Here is a 15,372-nt window from a genome sequence, read left to right on the forward strand (position 1 = left end):
GTTTTTACTGATTAAAATTGTGGCAGTGCTTTCCAGCTGCCATGATTTTGCCGCAACGCTGACATTTCACCTTTTATCTCAAACTGTTAGACGATCACGGCAAATTTCGAAGCGTCGTCATCTTTTGTTCGCGGATTGGGAACGGAAGAGGTAGACGAGCATTGTTTTGCGATGCGTCAACCGGTACGAGTCAAAAAATGACGCACTGCACCATAAATAATTGGCGGAGTAGCTGAAGTGTCACTTCTGCAAATCTACTGGCGAGCGCTCGATTATCTCGCCGCCGACAGGAAACGCGTTGCGTTTATCTGCGGGGCGAATGTCACGCTTGCCATTATCGCCATCCTCGAGCCGATCATGTTCGGCCGGGTGATCGATGCCATTTCGGACCGCGGCTCGGTGTTCTCGACGCTCGCAATGTGGGCCGGCATCGGCGCTTTCAATATCGTCGCCTTCGTTCTGGTGGCGCGCGGCGCCGATCGCTTTGCCCACCAGCGGCGCAGCGAGGTTCTTTGCCAGTCGTTCGAGCGCGTGATCACCATGCCGCTTGCCTGGCATCATCAGCGCGGCACCTCCAATTCCCTGCATACGCTTCTGCGGGCGGTCGAGACCCTGTTCAGCCTCTGGCTCGAATTCATGAGGCAGCACCTGTCGACAGCGGTCGCGTTGGTTCTGCTGGTGCCCACGGCGCTCAGCATGGATATCCGCATGTCGATGGTGCTGCTGGCGCTTGGCGCGCTCTATGTCGGCATCGGACGGCTGGTGATGCGGCGCACCAAGGAAGGCCAGGCGGCCGTGGAGCGTCACTACCACAAGGTGTTTGCGCATGTGACCGACTCGGTCAGCAACGTCGCCGTCCTGCAGAGCTATAACCGCATCGGCCACGAGACCGAGGCGCTGAAGCGCTACGTCAAGAATCTGCTCGATGTGCAGAATCCGGTGCTCGACTGGTGGGCAATGGCCAACGCGCTGCATCGCCTGTCGTCGACGATTTCGATGATGGTGGTGCTTCTGATTGGCGCCTACCTGGTGACGCACGGCCAGTTGCGCATCGGCGACGTCATAGCCTTTACCGGCTTTGCCACGCTGCTGATTGCCCGGCTCGACCAGATGTCGGCTTTCGCCAACCAGATTTCCGAGGCACGCGCCAAGCTCGAGGAATTCTATCATCTCGAAGACTCCGCTTCCGATGCCGCCGAGCCCGACGGGCTGCGCGACCTCGTCAACGTCACCGGCCATGTGCGTTTCGAGAATGTCTGCTTCGAGTTCGGCAATTCCGGGCAGGGCGTCGACGACGCGTCGTTCGAGGTCCAGGCCGGTCAGACCGTCGCTATCGTCGGCCCGACGGGCGCCGGCAAGACGACGCTCATCAACCTTTTGCAGCGCGTCTTTGCCCCGTCCGGCGGACGCATCCTGATCGACGGCATCGATACCCGCACGGTGACCCGCAAGTCGCTGCGCCATTCGATCGCCACCGTGTTCCAGGATGCCGGCCTGCTCAACCGCTCGATCGAGGACAACATCCGCGTCGGCCGTGCCGAGGCGACCTATGACGAGGTCCATGCCGCGGCCAACGCCGCCGCCGCGCAGGATTTCATCCTGTCGAAGAGCGAGGGCTACGACACGGTCGTCGGCGAGCGCGGCGGACAGCTGTCCGGCGGCGAGCGTCAGCGCATCGCAATTGCCCGCGCCGTGCTGAAGGACGCGCCCATCCTGGTTCTCGACGAGGCGACCAGCGCGCTCGATGTCGAGACGGAAGACCGCGTCAAGGAAGCCATCGACGAGTTGCGGCGCGGCCGCACCACCTTCATCATCGCCCACCGCCTGACCACCGTTCGCGACGCCGATCTGGTCGTGTTCATGGACAAGGGCCGGGTGGTCGAGATGGGCGGGTTCACCGAACTGTCGCTGCGCAATGGCCGCTTCGCCAGCCTGCTGCGCGCCGGCGGCCTGCTCAACGACGAGGAGGTTCGCCGCCTCAGCCGTCCGGTGAACGAAGCCGCCTGAGCGTGGCGCGGTTCTCCTTCTCCCCTTGTGGGAGAAGGTGGCCGAGCGAAGCTCGGTTGGATGAGGGGTGCTCCAGCTTGACGTCAACCTCCATCCAAAATCGAGATTCAGGCGCACGGCAGATAGGGTCATGGCGCCTCACTCCGTCCAGCACCCCTCATCCGGCTCGGCGCTAACGCGCCGATCCACCTTCTCCCACAAGGGGAGAAGGAGAGACGCGTCTCGGCGCTGTGGTTGCCGCAACTCCGCCGGCGGTCTATGTAAGGCCGCATGAGCGACACGACTTCACGCCTCTCCGGCTGGATGGACCTTGCCAACCCGACGCGGTTCGTCGGGCTGGCCGACAAGGTCGTGCCGTGGCTGGCGAGCGTGGCCGCCATCATCCTCGCTGTCGGTCTCTATATGAGCTTCACGGCGCCTGAGGATTTCCAGCAGGGCATCACCGTGCGCATCATGTATATCCACGTGCCTTTCGCCTGGCTTGCCATGATGTGCTACACGCTGATGGCGGTCTCGGCGCTGGGCACGCTGGTCTGGCGCCATCCGCTGGCCGACGTGGCGTTGAAATCGGCGGCACCCATCGGCGCCGTCTTCACCGCCCTTGCGCTGATCACCGGTTCGATCTGGGGTAAGCCGATGTGGGGCACCTGGTGGGTGTGGGATGCGCGGCTGACCTCGGTCTTCATCCTGTTCCTGATGTATCTCGGCATTATCGCGCTGACCCGCGCGCTCGACGATGCCGGGCGCGCCGCCTGGGCTGCGGCAATCATCACCCTGGTCGGCTTCATCAACATCCCGATCATCAAATTCTCGGTCGACTGGTGGAACACGCTGCATCAGCCGGCTTCAGTGTTCCGGCTCGGCGGGCCGACCATCGATCCAAGCCTGTTGTGGCCGTTGCTGGTGATGGCGGTCGGCTTCACCGTATTGTTCTTCGCGCTGCATCTGATGGCGATGCGCACCGAGATCCGGCGCCGCCGGGTCATTTCGATGCGCCGCGTCGCGGCGAGGCAAGCCGAACGGTAGCCAACCGACGGGATCAGGCCATACGCCCGCGTGCTGCCACCGCCAACGTTTCCAGCACCCTGTCGCCTTCGATCAGATGCACCTCGTCGAACAGATTGGTGACGACGCAGCAATGGTCGGGCACGACGCGCACGCGCTCGCCGATGCGAAGCTTGGCGTCGCCTGACAGCGTGACATTGCCATGCTCTTCGCTGAGGCCGGTCACCTTCGCGCCGGGAATGCCCAGCAGCTCGCCGAAGTCGGCGAGCCCCAGCGTGTCGCTGGACAGGGCCTTGCTGCCGGCGTCGAGAATGGCGCGTGTCGGCGTCGGGTGGCTGACCACCGTCGACAGCACCGTCAGCGCGCAGTCGTCGAGGCTGCCGACGCCTTTGGCGACCTGATAGCGGTCGAGATAGATGTAGGTGCCGGGCCGGTACTCGGTAACGACGCTGTCCTGACCCGAGCGCCAAATATCCGGCGTGCCACCGCTGGAGATGCACTCGCAGGCTAGGCCTGTCTCCGCAAGGACATCGCGCGCCAAGGAAAGCCAGGCTTCGGTCTCGGCGGCGCGGCCCGCCGCCGGGTAGGTCATCAGGCCGCCGAAGACGAGCCCCGTGGCCTTGTCGATCTCCCTGGCCAGCGCGACAGCTTCGCCGGCCGATTGCACACCGCAGCGGCCCCTGCCGGTGTCGCATTCCACCAGCACCGGCAGGCGGTGGCCGGGATCGCTGAAGGTTGCGGCGAGCCCGTTAAGCGTTTCCATGCTGTCAGCCGTCACCGACAGGGCCACCCGCCGGTGCAGCGCCAGCAAGCGCTCGAGCTTGGCTCTGCCCAGAATGTTGTAGGGCAGAAAAATGTCGGTCAGCCCGGCGTCGGCCATGACCTCGGCTTCGCCGATCTTCTGGCAGGTGATGCCGACGGCGCCGGCCGCGACCTGCTTTTTTGCCCAGTAGGGCAGCTTGTGGGTCTTGATGTGCGGCCTGAGCTTCAGCCCGTGCCGGTCGGCATGGGCCTGCGCCCGCGCGATATTGGCTTCGGCGCGGCCGGTATCGATCAGGATCGCCGGCGTATCGAGGTCGTCTATGCTGCGCATGGTCCCACCATCGGAAAATTGGTTGACCTTATGGCCCTGATCGGACCGCATGTCATGGGGCCAGCGACCGCAGTTTGCATCGACACCGGATGGGCGTTCGGCTATGCGGTTAGCGTTTGGAACGCGACGGGAAGGAACCACGACCATGAAACGCTCCGCCATCAACGATATCATCCGCGACGCCGACGCCTTCATTCGTTCGTTCGGCTACATCATGCCGCCCTTCGCCTACTGGACCCCGGAAGATATGAAGGCGCGCCGGCAGGATTCGTCGGCGATCTTTTCCTCGCGGCTTGGCTGGGACATCACCGATTACGGCCAGGGCAAGTTCAACGATCTCGGCCTCTTCCTGTTCACCGTCCGCAACGGCCGCTACGAGGACATGAAGAAGGGCATGGGCATGCTCTATGCCGAGAAGATCATGATCTCGCGCAAGGATCAGCTGTCGCCGATGCACCGCCACAACATCAAGGCCGAAGACATCATCAACCGTGGCGGCGGCAAGCTGGTGCTGGAGCTGTTCATGCACGATCGCGATGGCGGCATCGATCCGAAGGCCGAAGTATCGGTGCCTGTCGACGGAACGATCCACAGGCTGCCTGCGGGTGGGCTCCTGAAGCTCGACCCGGGCCAGAGCGTCACTTTGCTGCCTGGCGTCTGGCATGCCTTCTGGGCCGAGGGCAAGGACGTGCTGATCGGCGAGGTCTCGACCGTCAACGACGATCTCACCGACAATGTCTTCCGCGAACCGATCGGCCGCTTCGCGGACATCGACGAGGACACAGCGCCGCTGCACCTGCTGGTATCCGACTACGAGAAGTGGGTGGGGTAGGGCAGGAGGTAGCGCTGGTTGGAAATGCCGGAGCTGATAGCTAGGAGTCCCAATTCAGCTGCTGAAAAAATGTCCGAATGTCGATTGTGCTGTCACTGAATTCGCTCGTGCTGTGCAGTGAAAAAACGATATCCACCGTGGGCGGCGCTTCTATTCTCGCTATTATTAAGCGCGCTCCGTCATCCAGGATCTCAACGCCCATTTCTCGTTTCCAATTTCCTCCCGCTTGCTGAAGTCGGGGGAAGGAATCGTCGAATTGCTCTCGCATCGATTCGTCGTTTGGAAAGGGAGTGTCGGTGAGGCTGCTGAATTCTTCCCAAGACCCAGAGACCGCCGCCTGAATTGCGCGATCTATCCTGGATTCCTCAGTCGCGCTAATTTTGACCTGCATCTCGTCCCTCCTCCGGTCTACCGCGCATGCTTGTCGGCCCTGCGGTTGCCCAGCAGCAGCTTGCGCTCGAGATGGGCTCGTAGCTCCCCATAATACGCCGTCAGGAATGTGCGCGCGTCATGGGCTTGTGGCGCTGCGCCGATCTTGCGTCCGATCGTTTCGGCAACGGTCCGCAGTGCGAAATAGTCGTCGCGGCGCAGCACCTCCTCCAGCTTGTGGAGTTCGGCAATTCCATAGGCATCGAGCTGGGCGTGGCTGAACCGGAACGCGCCAGAGCCCGCATCCTGCCGGGCCGACAGATCTTCCAGCAAGGCGCGCTTCGGCGCCTCGACCACCCAGGTCCCCGCCAACAGGTCGCCGATCCGCATGCGGTCGCGATTGAAGAGCGGAAACAAGGCAAACAGCAGCGTCCACACTAGGCCGAACACCGTCGTCAGCGTGTCGGCAAGGTCGGTCCCGCTGCGTCCAACGATGATCGACAGCGGCAGGAACACCTCGATCTCGCGCATCAGGTTGCGGGCGATGACCTGGTCGATCGACAGGCCGTCTCCGCTACGTGACGCGACCCGGATGCCGACGATCCGCTTGCCGGGCGTAGACGCGCGCCGGCCCGCTTCGAAGATGATGAAGTAGGCATTGCGCAGAAAGAAGATCAGGATAATCCAGACGACGAAGAGTGGCTGAAATCCCTCGCTGCCAAGGCCTCCAACCCCAAACAGCGCGACGATCGTGATCACGATTGCAGCCACGGCGATGAACACGACGTCGAGGAGGAAGGCGGCAGCCCGCGTGCCGGCGTCGGCGAGCCTAATCCGAAGGTCGACGCCTTCGGGCGTGATCAGCGGCCGTATAGCCGCAAAGGCGGCGCGTCTAACGATCGCCATGCCGCACCGCCCGGAACAAATAGAAATAACCGATCCACAGCGCCAGCATGCCACCGCCAATGGCATAGCGCGTAACGTCGCTGGTGATGGTCTGCCTGCCGATGCCCTCGAGCAGCCCGGCAAACAGCAGCATGACCGAGACGCCGACCATGGCGTTCGCGGCGATGCGTCCGGCACGAGCCGCTGCCGCCATGCGTGTCAATTCGCCGGGAAAGGCGATGCTGGTGCCGATGCGCATCCCGGCCGCGCCGGCCAAAGCGATCGCGAACAATTCGGTAGTGCCGTGGATGGCCAGCCACCCGCCGAGCTCCATGCCAAGTCCCTTGGACCAGTACACTTCGAACAACGCGCCGATCATGCAGCCGTTGAACAGCATCAGCAGTACCGTCGGCACGGCGAAGGCAAAGCCAAGGGCGAAGGCCAGGATTGCGACCTGGACGTTGTGCGTGAACAGATAGGCGGCAAAGCCTGAGAGAAAGCCGTTGTCGCCATCATAAAGCATGCTGCGCAGCAGTTCGGCCGAGGCATCGGGGCCGCGGCCCCCCGCCAGGCTGGACGGGATGATCGCGTCGAACCAGCTCTTGTCGGATGCCACCAGCCAGGCGCCTGCACCAACGCCGATCACCATCAGCACGACCGACGCCAATGTCTCGCGCCACAGATCGCGAATGGCCCCGGGCCAGTCGTGCAGGAAGAAATCGGCAATCCGCTGCCGCAACCCGCGACGCGCGCCGTAGAGATAGAAATAACCTCGCAGCGACAGCGCTTCGAGATAGCCGATCAGCGCGTTGTCGAGCGACGTCGCCCGTGCCACCGAAAGGGAAGATAATGCCGATCGATAGAGCAGCGGCAGCGACAGCAGCTCCTCTTCGGAAAGCGTCCGCGGCGCGCGCTTCTCGACACGCGCGAGCAGCGCCTCGAATGCTTTCCAGTCGGCCTCGCGCTCCCGGCGGAAGCTGGCCAGCGACTGGCGTACCGCGTCGCCGCGTACAGCATTGCCGGGTCCTGGCGCCGTCACAGCAAATCCTCCTGCTTGAATTGCAGGTAACGCTCGACCAGCGCAGGGCCCAGCCGGTTGTGGTCGGCTTCGATCACATGCGCCCCAAGCAGCCGCAGCCGGCCGATGACGACCTGCCTTTCGCGCAAAAGCCCTCCGGCGACGACCGCGCGGGCAACATCCTCGCCGGAGCGTGGCGGCATGTCGGCCAGGCCCTCCACTTCGGTGTCCTTCATCATCATGAACAGCACCAGATGCCGTTCGGTGAGCCGGCCCACGGTCCGCAGCATCAATTCCGCGCTGATCGGATCGACGAAATCGGTGAAGATGATGACCAGCGAACGGCGGTCGAGCCGTGCCGCGAGCGTCGTCAGCGCCAGGGTGAAATTGGTCTCCTCGCTGGAATAGTCGATCTCGGCGGCCCGTTTCTGGATCATCGCAAAGCTGGCGGAGCCGCGCACCGCGCCGCTCGAAACGCGCGGCCGGGCATCGAAGCCGAACAGGCTGACCATGTCGCCGCCCTTCAGCGCGATGAATGCCGACAGCAAGGCGGCCGTCACCGCCCGGTCCACCTTCGGCACCCCGTCGACCGGCTCGCACATCAGGCGTCCGCTATCGATGGCCAGCACGATGTTGTTGTTCTCCTCGATGCGGAACTCGCGCGCCAGGAGCTTGCCGTGGCGGGCGCTGCGCTTCCAGTCGATCATTCGCCGGCCCATGCCGGGCTGGTAATCCTTGAGCGCGTCGAACTCCCGGCCTTGACCGGCGCGGCGCTGCGCATGGCCTTCGGCGAGGGCCGCATACTGCAGCAGCGCGATCGCCTCGCCGCGGGCGCTGCTGACGTCGGGCAGCACCGCTACCTTGCTTTCCACCGGCAGCACGACCTGGTTCCAGACCAGCCCGAACGGCCCGCGCCAGCGCAGCCAAAGACGGTCGAAGCTGGCGACGCCGCGCCGCAGCGCCTGGAAGCGGAGGTCGAGCGACCCGCCTCCGGCGGTTGCCAGCAATGCCCCGCCGCTGTCGCCCACCGACGCCAGGCGCGCATCGTGCCCGACGCGAGCCTCCATTGCGCGCGGCCGGCCTGAGTAACGGGCGGCGACGTGCGCGCTGAACTGCCCGCCGACCCCGACCTGCTGTGGCGCGTCGATGCTGGCATTCAGCGATGCCCGCCCGCGTCCCGCCGCGGCATCCACCGCCAGGAAGGCAAGCAGCAGGCAACCCCACAGCAATCCAAGATACCAGAACGACGGCAGTGCCAGCGCGACCAGGAAGGCCGGCACTGCGCCGGCAGCGGCTGCCCATACGGCTCGGCCGCTGGGATAGATCAACGTGGTGCTTCCGTCTGGTCGACCAGATCGGAGACGCTCTGCTCGCCCCGACGGCCATCGATCTGTGCGGCAGGCGAAAGGATGACGCGATGGCGCAGCGCCGGCACCGCCAGTGCCTTGACGTCGTCGGGGATCACATAGGCGCGCCCGTCCAGCGCCGCCCGGGCACGCGCCGCCCGTGCCAGCATGGCACCGGCGCGTGGACTGGCCCCGACTTCCAGATCGGCATTTTCACGCGTGGCGCGTACCAGGGCCGCAATGTAGCCGACGACGTCGTCGACAAGGGTGACGGAGCCGACGGTTGCAAGTGCCTCCTGCAGCATCTCCCGGTCCGTCTGTGCCTTGATGCCGTATTGCGCGATGTCATCTGAGGCGGAGCCGCCGCCGTGATGGACGATGATGGCGCGTTCTTCCTCGGGGCCGGGATAGCTGACGCGGTGCTTGAACAGGAAGCGGTCGAGCTGCGCCTCGGGCAGCGGATAGACACCCTGGTGCTCGATCGGATTCTGGGTCGCGACGACCATGAAATTGCGGCCGAGCGAATGCGTGGTACCGTCGAACGTAACCGCATGTTCCTGCATCGCCTCGAGCAATGCGGCTTGCGTCTTGGGCGGCGTGCGGTTGATTTCGTCGGCAAGCAGGAGATCGCAGAAGATCGGGCCGCGCGTCAGCGTGAACTGTCCGGTCTGGAAGTTGTAGATGTTCGAGCCGACGATATCGCCGGGCATCAGGTCCGGGGTGAACTGGATCCGCCCGTAGGCCACCCCGAGGGCCTGGGCGAAGCAGCGCGCGGTCATTGTCTTGGCCGTGCCCGGAGGACCTTCCAGCAGGATATGCCCGCCCGCAAACAAGGCGATCAGCATCAGGTCGACCGTATCGTGCTGCCCGGTAATCGCCTTGGCCACTTCTCCCCTGATCCGTGTCGCCAGGGCCTTCACATCATCGACGTTCACCGAGCCTCCTTGCCGTCCAGTCGTGCAGCCGCTCTGCCGCCTGTTGCATCTGGTTCAAATTCTTCGCCTCGCCTGCGGCTTGCGAGCGCGTCGTAAATCCGTCGACTTGCTCCTTATCGCGAGAGTCGAGCCAGTGGTCGAGCGCTTTGCCTTGCAATCCTTGCGGTGCCCCGAGCAGTGCGCCGGCGCGCACCCGCATCAAGGCCGCATAGCGGTCGCCCAGCTCGTCCAGCCGGCCGGCGCGCCGCATGAGCATCGCCGTCGTATCGACCAGCGCACGTTTGCCGAAAGCAATCGCGCGCTGATCGGCACGCGGCGGGCCGAACCGGCCAAGGCCATGCAGGAACGCCAGCGCCGCAGCGATCAGGATCGTCAATGTCAGCGCCAGGAACGGCGGCTCGACCAGAAGCTTGGCCAGATCGTACTTCCGCCCCGCGCCGTGCAGCGTCAGATCGAACATCACCGGCCCGTCGTCGGGCTGCAGCCACGAGATCAGATCGAGCGCGGCCGCCGCCTTGTCGGGATCCCCGAGCGCGGCATTGTTGATCAGATCGGGGTCCGTCAGGATATAGAACTGCTTGTTCCCCACTTGGGTCAGGACGGCCTGGCCTTTCCCGGCTGCAATGACCGGGTGTTCGTCCGGTACCCACTGCAATTCGTCCGGGGCGTTGACGAGCCGGCCCTCGATGTCGAGCTGCTTTGCCGTACTCTGGCCGGCACCGATCTTTGCATCGGCGATCCGACCAAGCCATTCGTTCACCACCGAACCGGGCAATCGCCCGAATTTCATGTTCCATCCTTCGTGCTCCTGCAGCGGCAGGATCTGCCATTTGGGCAGCACGAAGAGGGTGTCCTGGTCCTGGCGAAGTTTTACGATGTGGTCGAGCGCCTCCGGATCGCTGTCGGGCGAGATGGTGACGATCAGCAGCATGTCGGTGCCGAGATCGTCCTCGGTCCGCGCCATGGCCGGCGCTTCGCCGGTGAGCCGCAGCCACTCCGCCAGACCGGCGTAGCCAACGCCGCTTTTCGACAGCGGCGTGGCGCCGCCATTACCGGGATGCGGGAAATCGGGGGCATAGGTGGACAGCAGGAAGAAACCGGCTGCCGCAAGCAGGCTGGCGAAAATCCCCCAAAACAGCGTTTTTCGATTGAACGGCTCCTGCGCCTCGACCGCCGGTGCGCTCACGTCCAGGCATCCCGGAAGGCAAAACGTTCATAGGCGCCGCGTGCTTGCCGCCAGCCTTCCGCGCCGACCGGCCGGCGCGCGAACAGCGCGGCTTCGACGATGCGGGCGATCTCGGTAAAAGCGCTGCGCGCCCGTGCCGGCAGGGAAGGGGCACTGGCGATGTCGCGCGCGGTAAGCGACGGGCGCAGGAAATCGGGCAGCCGGCCGGCAATATCGGCGACGCTGCGCCGAAGCAGCAGGTGAACTGCTTCGTCATAGTCGCCGCGCGCCGCCAGCGCATCGGCTTCCGACAGCAGGATCTGCGCGGCGCCGGCGTCGGGACGCCAGGTCTCTTCGGCCTCGACCTCGGGCCGCGCGCGCTGCCACGGCAGGCGCCAGGCGATGCCTTTCACCTCGAGGAAGACCAGGAGCAGGATGATGGCGACGCCTGATATCACGGCGCCCCAGAACAGATAGATCATGTAAGGACCGAGCCACGACAAAAGGTCGAGCAGCGGCTTCAGCCAGTCCGGCGGCCGGGGCGGCACATAGGCCGGCAGATCGAACTGGATCGAACTATCCGCGATCAGCTGCTTGTGCAGATTGGTCAGCCATTCGGCTTCCGCTGTGCCTGGCTGTGCCACCGCCACCCGCTCCCCTGCAACCTGTGGTTCCCAGCCGACACTGACAATGCAGCACAAGAATTGCAAGTGGGCTGGACGCCCACCGTTAATCTTGGCAGAACTACTATTAGGGCGCCGTGATACTGCTACGGCGAAACACGGGGGGAAATCATGGCTTCAACGACACTGGAACGGCCTGAGAAATTCGAGATCGGCAGGGTGTTCAACAACAGCTTCGCCGTGATCGGCCGCAACATCGGCTTGTGCCTTGGGCTCGCGCTGCTGTTTTCAGGCTTGCCGGCGATTGTTCTTCGGCTGTGGAGCCAACCGCAAATAGATGCGGTTCTGCAGGGCGACCCCGGCGCCGCGGCCGATCCCTCGATGATGTTTCGGAATTCATGGATTACGATTATTGCGGGATTGCTATCGTTCGTTTTCGCGCTGCTGCTCCAGTCGGCGCTGGTCCGGGCGACGATCGAGGACTTGAACGGCAAGCGGCCGACCTTTGGCGACTGCATTCAGATAGCCATCCGCAATTTGCTGACGACCCTTGGTATTGGCCTCCTCGTCGCCCTGGGTGCGGGCTTGGCGTCGATAGCTTTGCTGGTTCCCGGCATCATCTTATGGCTCGGATGGTGCGTGGCGGTGCCGGTTCTGATCCAGGAGCGGCTTGGCGTGTTCGGTTCGATGTCGCGCAGCCGTGTCCTGACCAAGGGCAACCGCTGGCCGCTATTTGGCCTGTTCTTGATCCTGATAGTCATCGCGATGGTCATCCAGTGGGTAATGCTGGCGGTCATCATCATGTTTGGCGGGATCATTGCAGATGTGGCGGCAGCCTTGGTGTCGACCGTACTGTCGATGGTGCTGTCGGTGGCCACGGCTGTTAGCTATGTCGAGCTGCGGCAGGTCAAGGAAGGCACCAGCGTCGAAGAACTGTCGCAAATCTTTTCCTGAGGTCGGGTGGAGGCTTTTCACCGACGGCTGGGCTCTCGCGTTGCGCTCACGTAGCCGAGCTTGTTCACGAAGCCTTTGTCTGCTGCGCCGGCAACGCTGCGGCCAGACGCTTCGCCCATTCCTCGATGCCGGTGCGGCTCGCCAACAGGTCCTGCCTGATCTCGATGAGGATGGCGGGAATGCCGCGATCGTCGCCATGGATCGGTATGGCGTAGTCGCCATCGCGGCTGATCACATAAGGCTCGTTCGCCGCGACATTGAGCGCACGGTCGGTGCTCAGGCCGGCAAGCACGGCCTGGCCGAAATCGATTGCCCGATCGTAAAGCACGCCGGCGTGCCAGGACCTGCTAACACCGAGGAAGACCGGCGTGAAGGAATGGATCGTCGCGATCCGCGTCGGTCTGCCCTTCTTCGCCCGGTCGTCGAGATGAGCGGCCACGCGGTCATGAAACGGTGCGAACATGATCTCGGCGCGCCGGCTCCGCTCCGCCGCATCAAGGTCGATATTGCCGGGGATGTCAGTGTCCTCCGACAGCACCGGAATGCTGCCGCTGGAACCAAGCGGCCGGTTGAGATCGATCAAAAGCCGCGAATAGGAGCTGAGGAAAGCCGGAGCATCGAGCAGCTTCGACAGAGTGCGGGTCACTTCGGCGGCGCCGATGTCCCAGGCGATATGGCGATGCGAATGGCTGCTGTCGAGGCCGAGTCGCCCATACTTGGCCGGTATGTGATTGGACGCGTGCTCGCATATCAGAACGATATCGGAACGACCCGTTTCGTTGATCGCTTCGACCACCGGAGGCCAACCTTTAGGCTGAATGGCGCTGGCAACCTGTGCAGCCATCAATAGAGCGTCCGGTAGAGGTCGCAGACAGCCACTGGATCCAGGCCGGCGAGGCGCTCGATCTCGTGCCGCTTGAGGCCGACAAAGGTCTCGACGAAGACCGGTGCGAACCATCCGGTGACGGTCTTGTCGGCGAGGAGTGCGTCGAGTGCCGCCGGCAGCGTTTCCGGCAGCCGCACGAGGCCAAGCTTGTTGCGTTCGGCGGCGCTCATCTGCGTCGGGTCGCCGGTGACCAGCGGCGGCGCCGGCAGCTTGGCCTTCAGGCCCTCCATCCCGGCGCGCACGATGGCCGCCAGCGACAGGTAGGGATTGCCGGTGGCGTCGGCGGCCCGGTATTCGATGTTGTATTGTCGCGCCGGATCGCGCCCGCCGATCGTCACGGTCGGGCAGATGCGCAGGCTGGCCTCGCGGTCGCGATCGGCAAGCCAGGTATAGGACGAGCTCCAGCTATGCGGCTTCAGCCGATAGTAGGACGACACACTCGCCGCCGTCATGGCAGTAATCGCGGGCAAGTGGCGTAGCACGCCGGCACAGAACGAAGCGGCCTGGCTGGAAAGACCGCCCGGCTGTGCCGGATCGTAGGTCGCCGGTTTGCCGGCCTCGTCGACGAAACTGAAATGGATGTGGACGCCGTTGCCGACGGCATCGGGAGCGGTTTTGGGCGCGAAACTCGCCCGCCAGCCGGCAGTGCGCGCCACTTCGCGCGTGATCTCGCGGATGGCGACGGCCCGATCGGCCGCGGCAAGTGCATCGGCTGGCTCGCACGTCACCTCGAATTGGTCGGTGCCGAATTCGGCGATCACCACTTCGGGCGCGACGCCGGCTTCCTCCAGCGCCGCCATCAGATTGGCGGCAAACGGGTCGGCGCGACGCAGTGCGGCGAACGACATCGAATGAGCCGGTGCGAAGTCGGCCTCGATATGGAATTCATGCTCGAAGGCGGCGATAACGGAAAGCCCGGCTGCTGCCTTCAGTTCCGCCAGCGCACCCCTGAGCATGGTCCGCGTGCAGCCGACCCACGGGCTGCCGTCGAGTTCGACAATGTTGCCGGCGACCATGTCGAACGGCGTCGCCGATCCGGTCAGCGCCGTGCGAAACCGCGCGTTGAGATCGGGAATGAGCCGCACGTCGCCGGACGAACCCCACGGATTGGGGTCGACGATCGAGTTGAACGGCGTCAGCGACAGGTTGGCCTGCAGCCAGCCGACGCCGGTCGCCGCGATCTTCTGCAGCCTGCTTTCGACGACCGAGCGGCCGCGCGTGATCGCCGAAAGATCGGTGGTGACGACGGCAACGAGCGGTTCGACGGTCGATGTCATGCAGCTTTTCCCAAGGCTTCGAAACGGGCAGTAACGATGGCGGTATCTGCGACCCAGCAATAGCCGCCGAAGGCCTCGAGCGCGCCATCATGGCGCTCCTGCGAGGCGGCGGCGCAGGCATCCGATACGCAGGTGACGAGATAGCCGCGATCAGCGGCATCGCGCACCGCCATGTCGACGCACTGGTCGGTCATGATGCCAGCGACGATCAGGTAGCGCACGCCGAGGTTCTTCAAGACATAGTCGATGTTGGTCGAGTTGAAGACGCCCGACGACGTCTTCGGCAGCATGATCTCGTCGCCGACCGGCGCCAGCGATGGCACCGGCAGGCCTTCCGGCCGGCTCGGCGCGATATGGATCGGCGTCAGCTTGTGGTCGAGCGAGCGGTCGCGGCCGTCCTCGGTCAGGCTCTGGATGATCGTGTGGATCACCTCGACGCCGTTGGCCCGCGCCGCCGCCAGCAGGCGCTGTTGGCTGGGGATCGTTTGCGATGCCGTCTGCCGGTAGAAATAGTGGTCGGGGCCGCGCTCCGGATGCGCCGGATCGGCGCCGGGCTCCAGCCAGACCCGTTGCATGTCGACCAGCAGCAGCGCGGTTTCGCCGGCCCGGAACGGCTCGTTTCGTTTTGGCAACGCTGGCGTCATGCTTGGGGGTCCTGTGTTGGTGATTTGGGTGAGGCCGATTGGGGTTCCGGACATTTTGCCTGCGTCGTTGTCCTCCGCACCGCGAGATCACGGCATCGATATTGCGCAGAATCTGGAGCGCAGTAATCGTTTCTTTGCTGTGGACAAGAGAGAAATGCCTTTTTTGTAAATGACGCCGCGCCTTCCAGGTCTACTGTCGCCCTTCCGTGAACTCGCTTGCGCGCGCCTCGCCGTTGCGCCACTCTCATGATTGCTGACAATGGCCTTTGACATAAGCTGCAGCCCGCCGATCCGATCGGCGGTCGAGGCACTTGTACGGCGGATATGAGGTGC

The 15,372-nt window shown here is 64.1% G+C and carries 15 protein-coding genes; 4 read left to right on the top strand and 11 right to left on the bottom strand.

Going from position 1 to position 15,372, the window contains the following annotated elements; genetic code table 11:
- Positions 1 to 237: 237 nt before the first annotated feature.
- Both NKJ08_RS28610 and NKJ08_RS28615 read left to right on the top strand, forming a co-directional pair.
- On the top strand, positions 238 to 2,007 hold the full coding sequence (locus tag NKJ08_RS28610) for a glucan ABC transporter ATP-binding protein/ permease (RefSeq protein WP_352784499.1): 1,770 nt from the start codon (positions 238 to 240) through the stop codon (positions 2,005 to 2,007).
- 270 nt (positions 2,008 to 2,277) lie between these two features.
- Positions 2,278 to 3,033, top strand: a complete 756-nt coding sequence (locus NKJ08_RS28615) for a heme ABC transporter permease (RefSeq protein ID WP_352525380.1) — start codon at positions 2,278 to 2,280, stop codon at positions 3,031 to 3,033.
- Positions 3,034 to 3,046: 13 nt separating this feature from the next.
- Here the strand turns inward: NKJ08_RS28615 and NKJ08_RS28620 are convergent, their stop codons facing one another.
- Positions 3,047 to 4,105, bottom strand: coding sequence for a D-TA family PLP-dependent enzyme (locus NKJ08_RS28620; RefSeq protein WP_352525378.1), 1,059 nt, complete (start codon positions 4,103 to 4,105; stop codon positions 3,047 to 3,049).
- 145 nt (positions 4,106 to 4,250) lie between these two features.
- Between NKJ08_RS28620 and NKJ08_RS28625 the strand changes: the two genes are divergently transcribed.
- Entirely contained in the window at positions 4,251 to 4,937 is a 687-nt protein-coding gene (locus NKJ08_RS28625; protein ID WP_352525376.1) for a D-lyxose/D-mannose family sugar isomerase, read from the top strand.
- Positions 4,938 to 4,977: 40 nt separating this feature from the next.
- Here NKJ08_RS28625 and NKJ08_RS28630 read toward each other — a convergent pair whose 3' ends face one another.
- The 7 genes from NKJ08_RS28630 to NKJ08_RS28660 are packed head-to-tail and all read right to left on the bottom strand — an operon-like array spanning position 4,978 to position 11,299.
- Positions 4,978 to 5,328, bottom strand: a complete 351-nt coding sequence (locus NKJ08_RS28630; RefSeq protein ID WP_352525374.1) for a hypothetical protein — start codon at positions 5,326 to 5,328, stop codon at positions 4,978 to 4,980.
- Between the two features lie 17 nt (positions 5,329 to 5,345).
- Positions 5,346 to 6,212, bottom strand: coding sequence for an RDD family protein (locus tag NKJ08_RS28635; RefSeq protein ID WP_352525372.1), 867 nt, complete (start codon positions 6,210 to 6,212; stop codon positions 5,346 to 5,348).
- Positions 6,199 to 7,230: a stage II sporulation protein M gene (locus NKJ08_RS28640; protein WP_352525370.1), complete on the bottom strand. Its 1,032-nt coding sequence runs from the start codon at positions 7,228 to 7,230 to the stop codon at positions 6,199 to 6,201. The genes NKJ08_RS28635 and NKJ08_RS28640 overlap by 14 nt, the downstream gene beginning before the upstream one ends.
- Positions 7,227 to 8,489, bottom strand: a complete 1,263-nt coding sequence (locus NKJ08_RS28645; protein ID WP_352525368.1) for a DUF58 domain-containing protein — start codon at positions 8,487 to 8,489, stop codon at positions 7,227 to 7,229. Before NKJ08_RS28645 ends, NKJ08_RS28640 begins: the two co-directional genes overlap by 4 nt.
- Positions 8,490 to 8,533: 44 nt before the next feature.
- Positions 8,534 to 9,490 carry an AAA family ATPase gene (locus NKJ08_RS28650; RefSeq protein ID WP_352784504.1) on the bottom strand — a complete coding sequence of 319 codons (957 nt, stop codon included), beginning with the start codon at positions 9,488 to 9,490 and terminating at the stop codon, positions 8,534 to 8,536.
- Positions 9,477 to 10,676 (bottom strand): DUF4350 domain-containing protein, encoded by a 1,200-nt coding sequence (locus tag NKJ08_RS28655; protein ID WP_352784506.1) that lies wholly within the window; start codon positions 10,674 to 10,676, stop codon positions 9,477 to 9,479. The genes NKJ08_RS28650 and NKJ08_RS28655 overlap by 14 nt, the downstream gene beginning before the upstream one ends.
- A complete protein-coding gene (locus NKJ08_RS28660) occupies positions 10,673 to 11,299 on the bottom strand; it encodes a DUF4129 domain-containing protein (protein WP_352525365.1) in 627 nt (208 codons plus the stop codon). The genes NKJ08_RS28655 and NKJ08_RS28660 overlap by 4 nt, the downstream gene beginning before the upstream one ends.
- A 150-nt stretch (positions 11,300 to 11,449) precedes the next feature.
- Here NKJ08_RS28660 and NKJ08_RS28665 point away from each other — a divergent pair, with 150 nt between their 5' ends.
- Positions 11,450 to 12,232, top strand: coding sequence for a hypothetical protein (locus NKJ08_RS28665; protein WP_352784508.1), 783 nt, complete (start codon positions 11,450 to 11,452; stop codon positions 12,230 to 12,232).
- Between the two features lie 64 nt (positions 12,233 to 12,296).
- Here NKJ08_RS28665 and NKJ08_RS28670 read toward each other — a convergent pair whose 3' ends face one another.
- The 3 genes from NKJ08_RS28670 to NKJ08_RS28680 are packed head-to-tail and all read right to left on the bottom strand — an operon-like array spanning position 12,297 to position 15,039.
- The gene (locus NKJ08_RS28670) at positions 12,297 to 13,076 is read right to left on the bottom strand and encodes an N-formylglutamate amidohydrolase (RefSeq protein ID WP_352525361.1); all 780 of its coding nucleotides are present in this window, start codon (positions 13,074 to 13,076) and stop codon (positions 12,297 to 12,299) included.
- Positions 13,076 to 14,395 (bottom strand): type I glutamate--ammonia ligase, encoded by a 1,320-nt coding sequence (locus NKJ08_RS28675; RefSeq protein ID WP_352525359.1) that lies wholly within the window; start codon positions 14,393 to 14,395, stop codon positions 13,076 to 13,078. The genes NKJ08_RS28670 and NKJ08_RS28675 overlap by 1 nt, the downstream gene beginning before the upstream one ends.
- The gene (locus tag NKJ08_RS28680) at positions 14,392 to 15,039 is read right to left on the bottom strand and encodes a cysteine hydrolase family protein (RefSeq protein ID WP_352525357.1); all 648 of its coding nucleotides are present in this window, start codon (positions 15,037 to 15,039) and stop codon (positions 14,392 to 14,394) included. The genes NKJ08_RS28675 and NKJ08_RS28680 overlap by 4 nt, the downstream gene beginning before the upstream one ends.
- Between the last annotated feature and the right edge of the window lie 333 nt (positions 15,040 to 15,372).

This window comes from Mesorhizobium sp. M0244 (assembly GCF_040321795.1).
GTDB lineage: Bacteria > Pseudomonadota > Alphaproteobacteria > Rhizobiales > Rhizobiaceae > Mesorhizobium.

Bases quoted from the DNA above. Each gene is read 5' to 3' on its own strand.
- NKJ08_RS28625 (WP_352525376.1), top strand. From the start codon at position 4,251: ATGAAACGCTCCGCCATCAACGATATCATCCGCGACGCCGACGCCTTC.
- NKJ08_RS28665 (WP_352784508.1), top strand. From the start codon at position 11,450: ATGGCTTCAACGACACTGGAACGGCCTGAGAAATTCGAGATCGGCAGG.
- NKJ08_RS28670 (WP_352525361.1), bottom strand. From the start codon at position 13,076: ATGGCTGCACAGGTTGCCAGCGCCATTCAGCCTAAAGGTTGGCCTCCG.
- NKJ08_RS28620 (WP_352525378.1), bottom strand. From the start codon at position 4,105: ATGCGCAGCATAGACGACCTCGATACGCCGGCGATCCTGATCGATACC.
- NKJ08_RS28615 (WP_352525380.1), top strand. From the start codon at position 2,278: ATGAGCGACACGACTTCACGCCTCTCCGGCTGGATGGACCTTGCCAAC.
- NKJ08_RS28635 (WP_352525372.1), bottom strand. From the start codon at position 6,212: ATGGCGATCGTTAGACGCGCCGCCTTTGCGGCTATACGGCCGCTGATC.
- NKJ08_RS28630 (WP_352525374.1), bottom strand. From the start codon at position 5,328: ATGCAGGTCAAAATTAGCGCGACTGAGGAATCCAGGATAGATCGCGCA.
- NKJ08_RS28680 (WP_352525357.1), bottom strand. From the start codon at position 15,039: ATGACGCCAGCGTTGCCAAAACGAAACGAGCCGTTCCGGGCCGGCGAA.
- NKJ08_RS28675 (WP_352525359.1), bottom strand. From the start codon at position 14,395: ATGACATCGACCGTCGAACCGCTCGTTGCCGTCGTCACCACCGATCTT.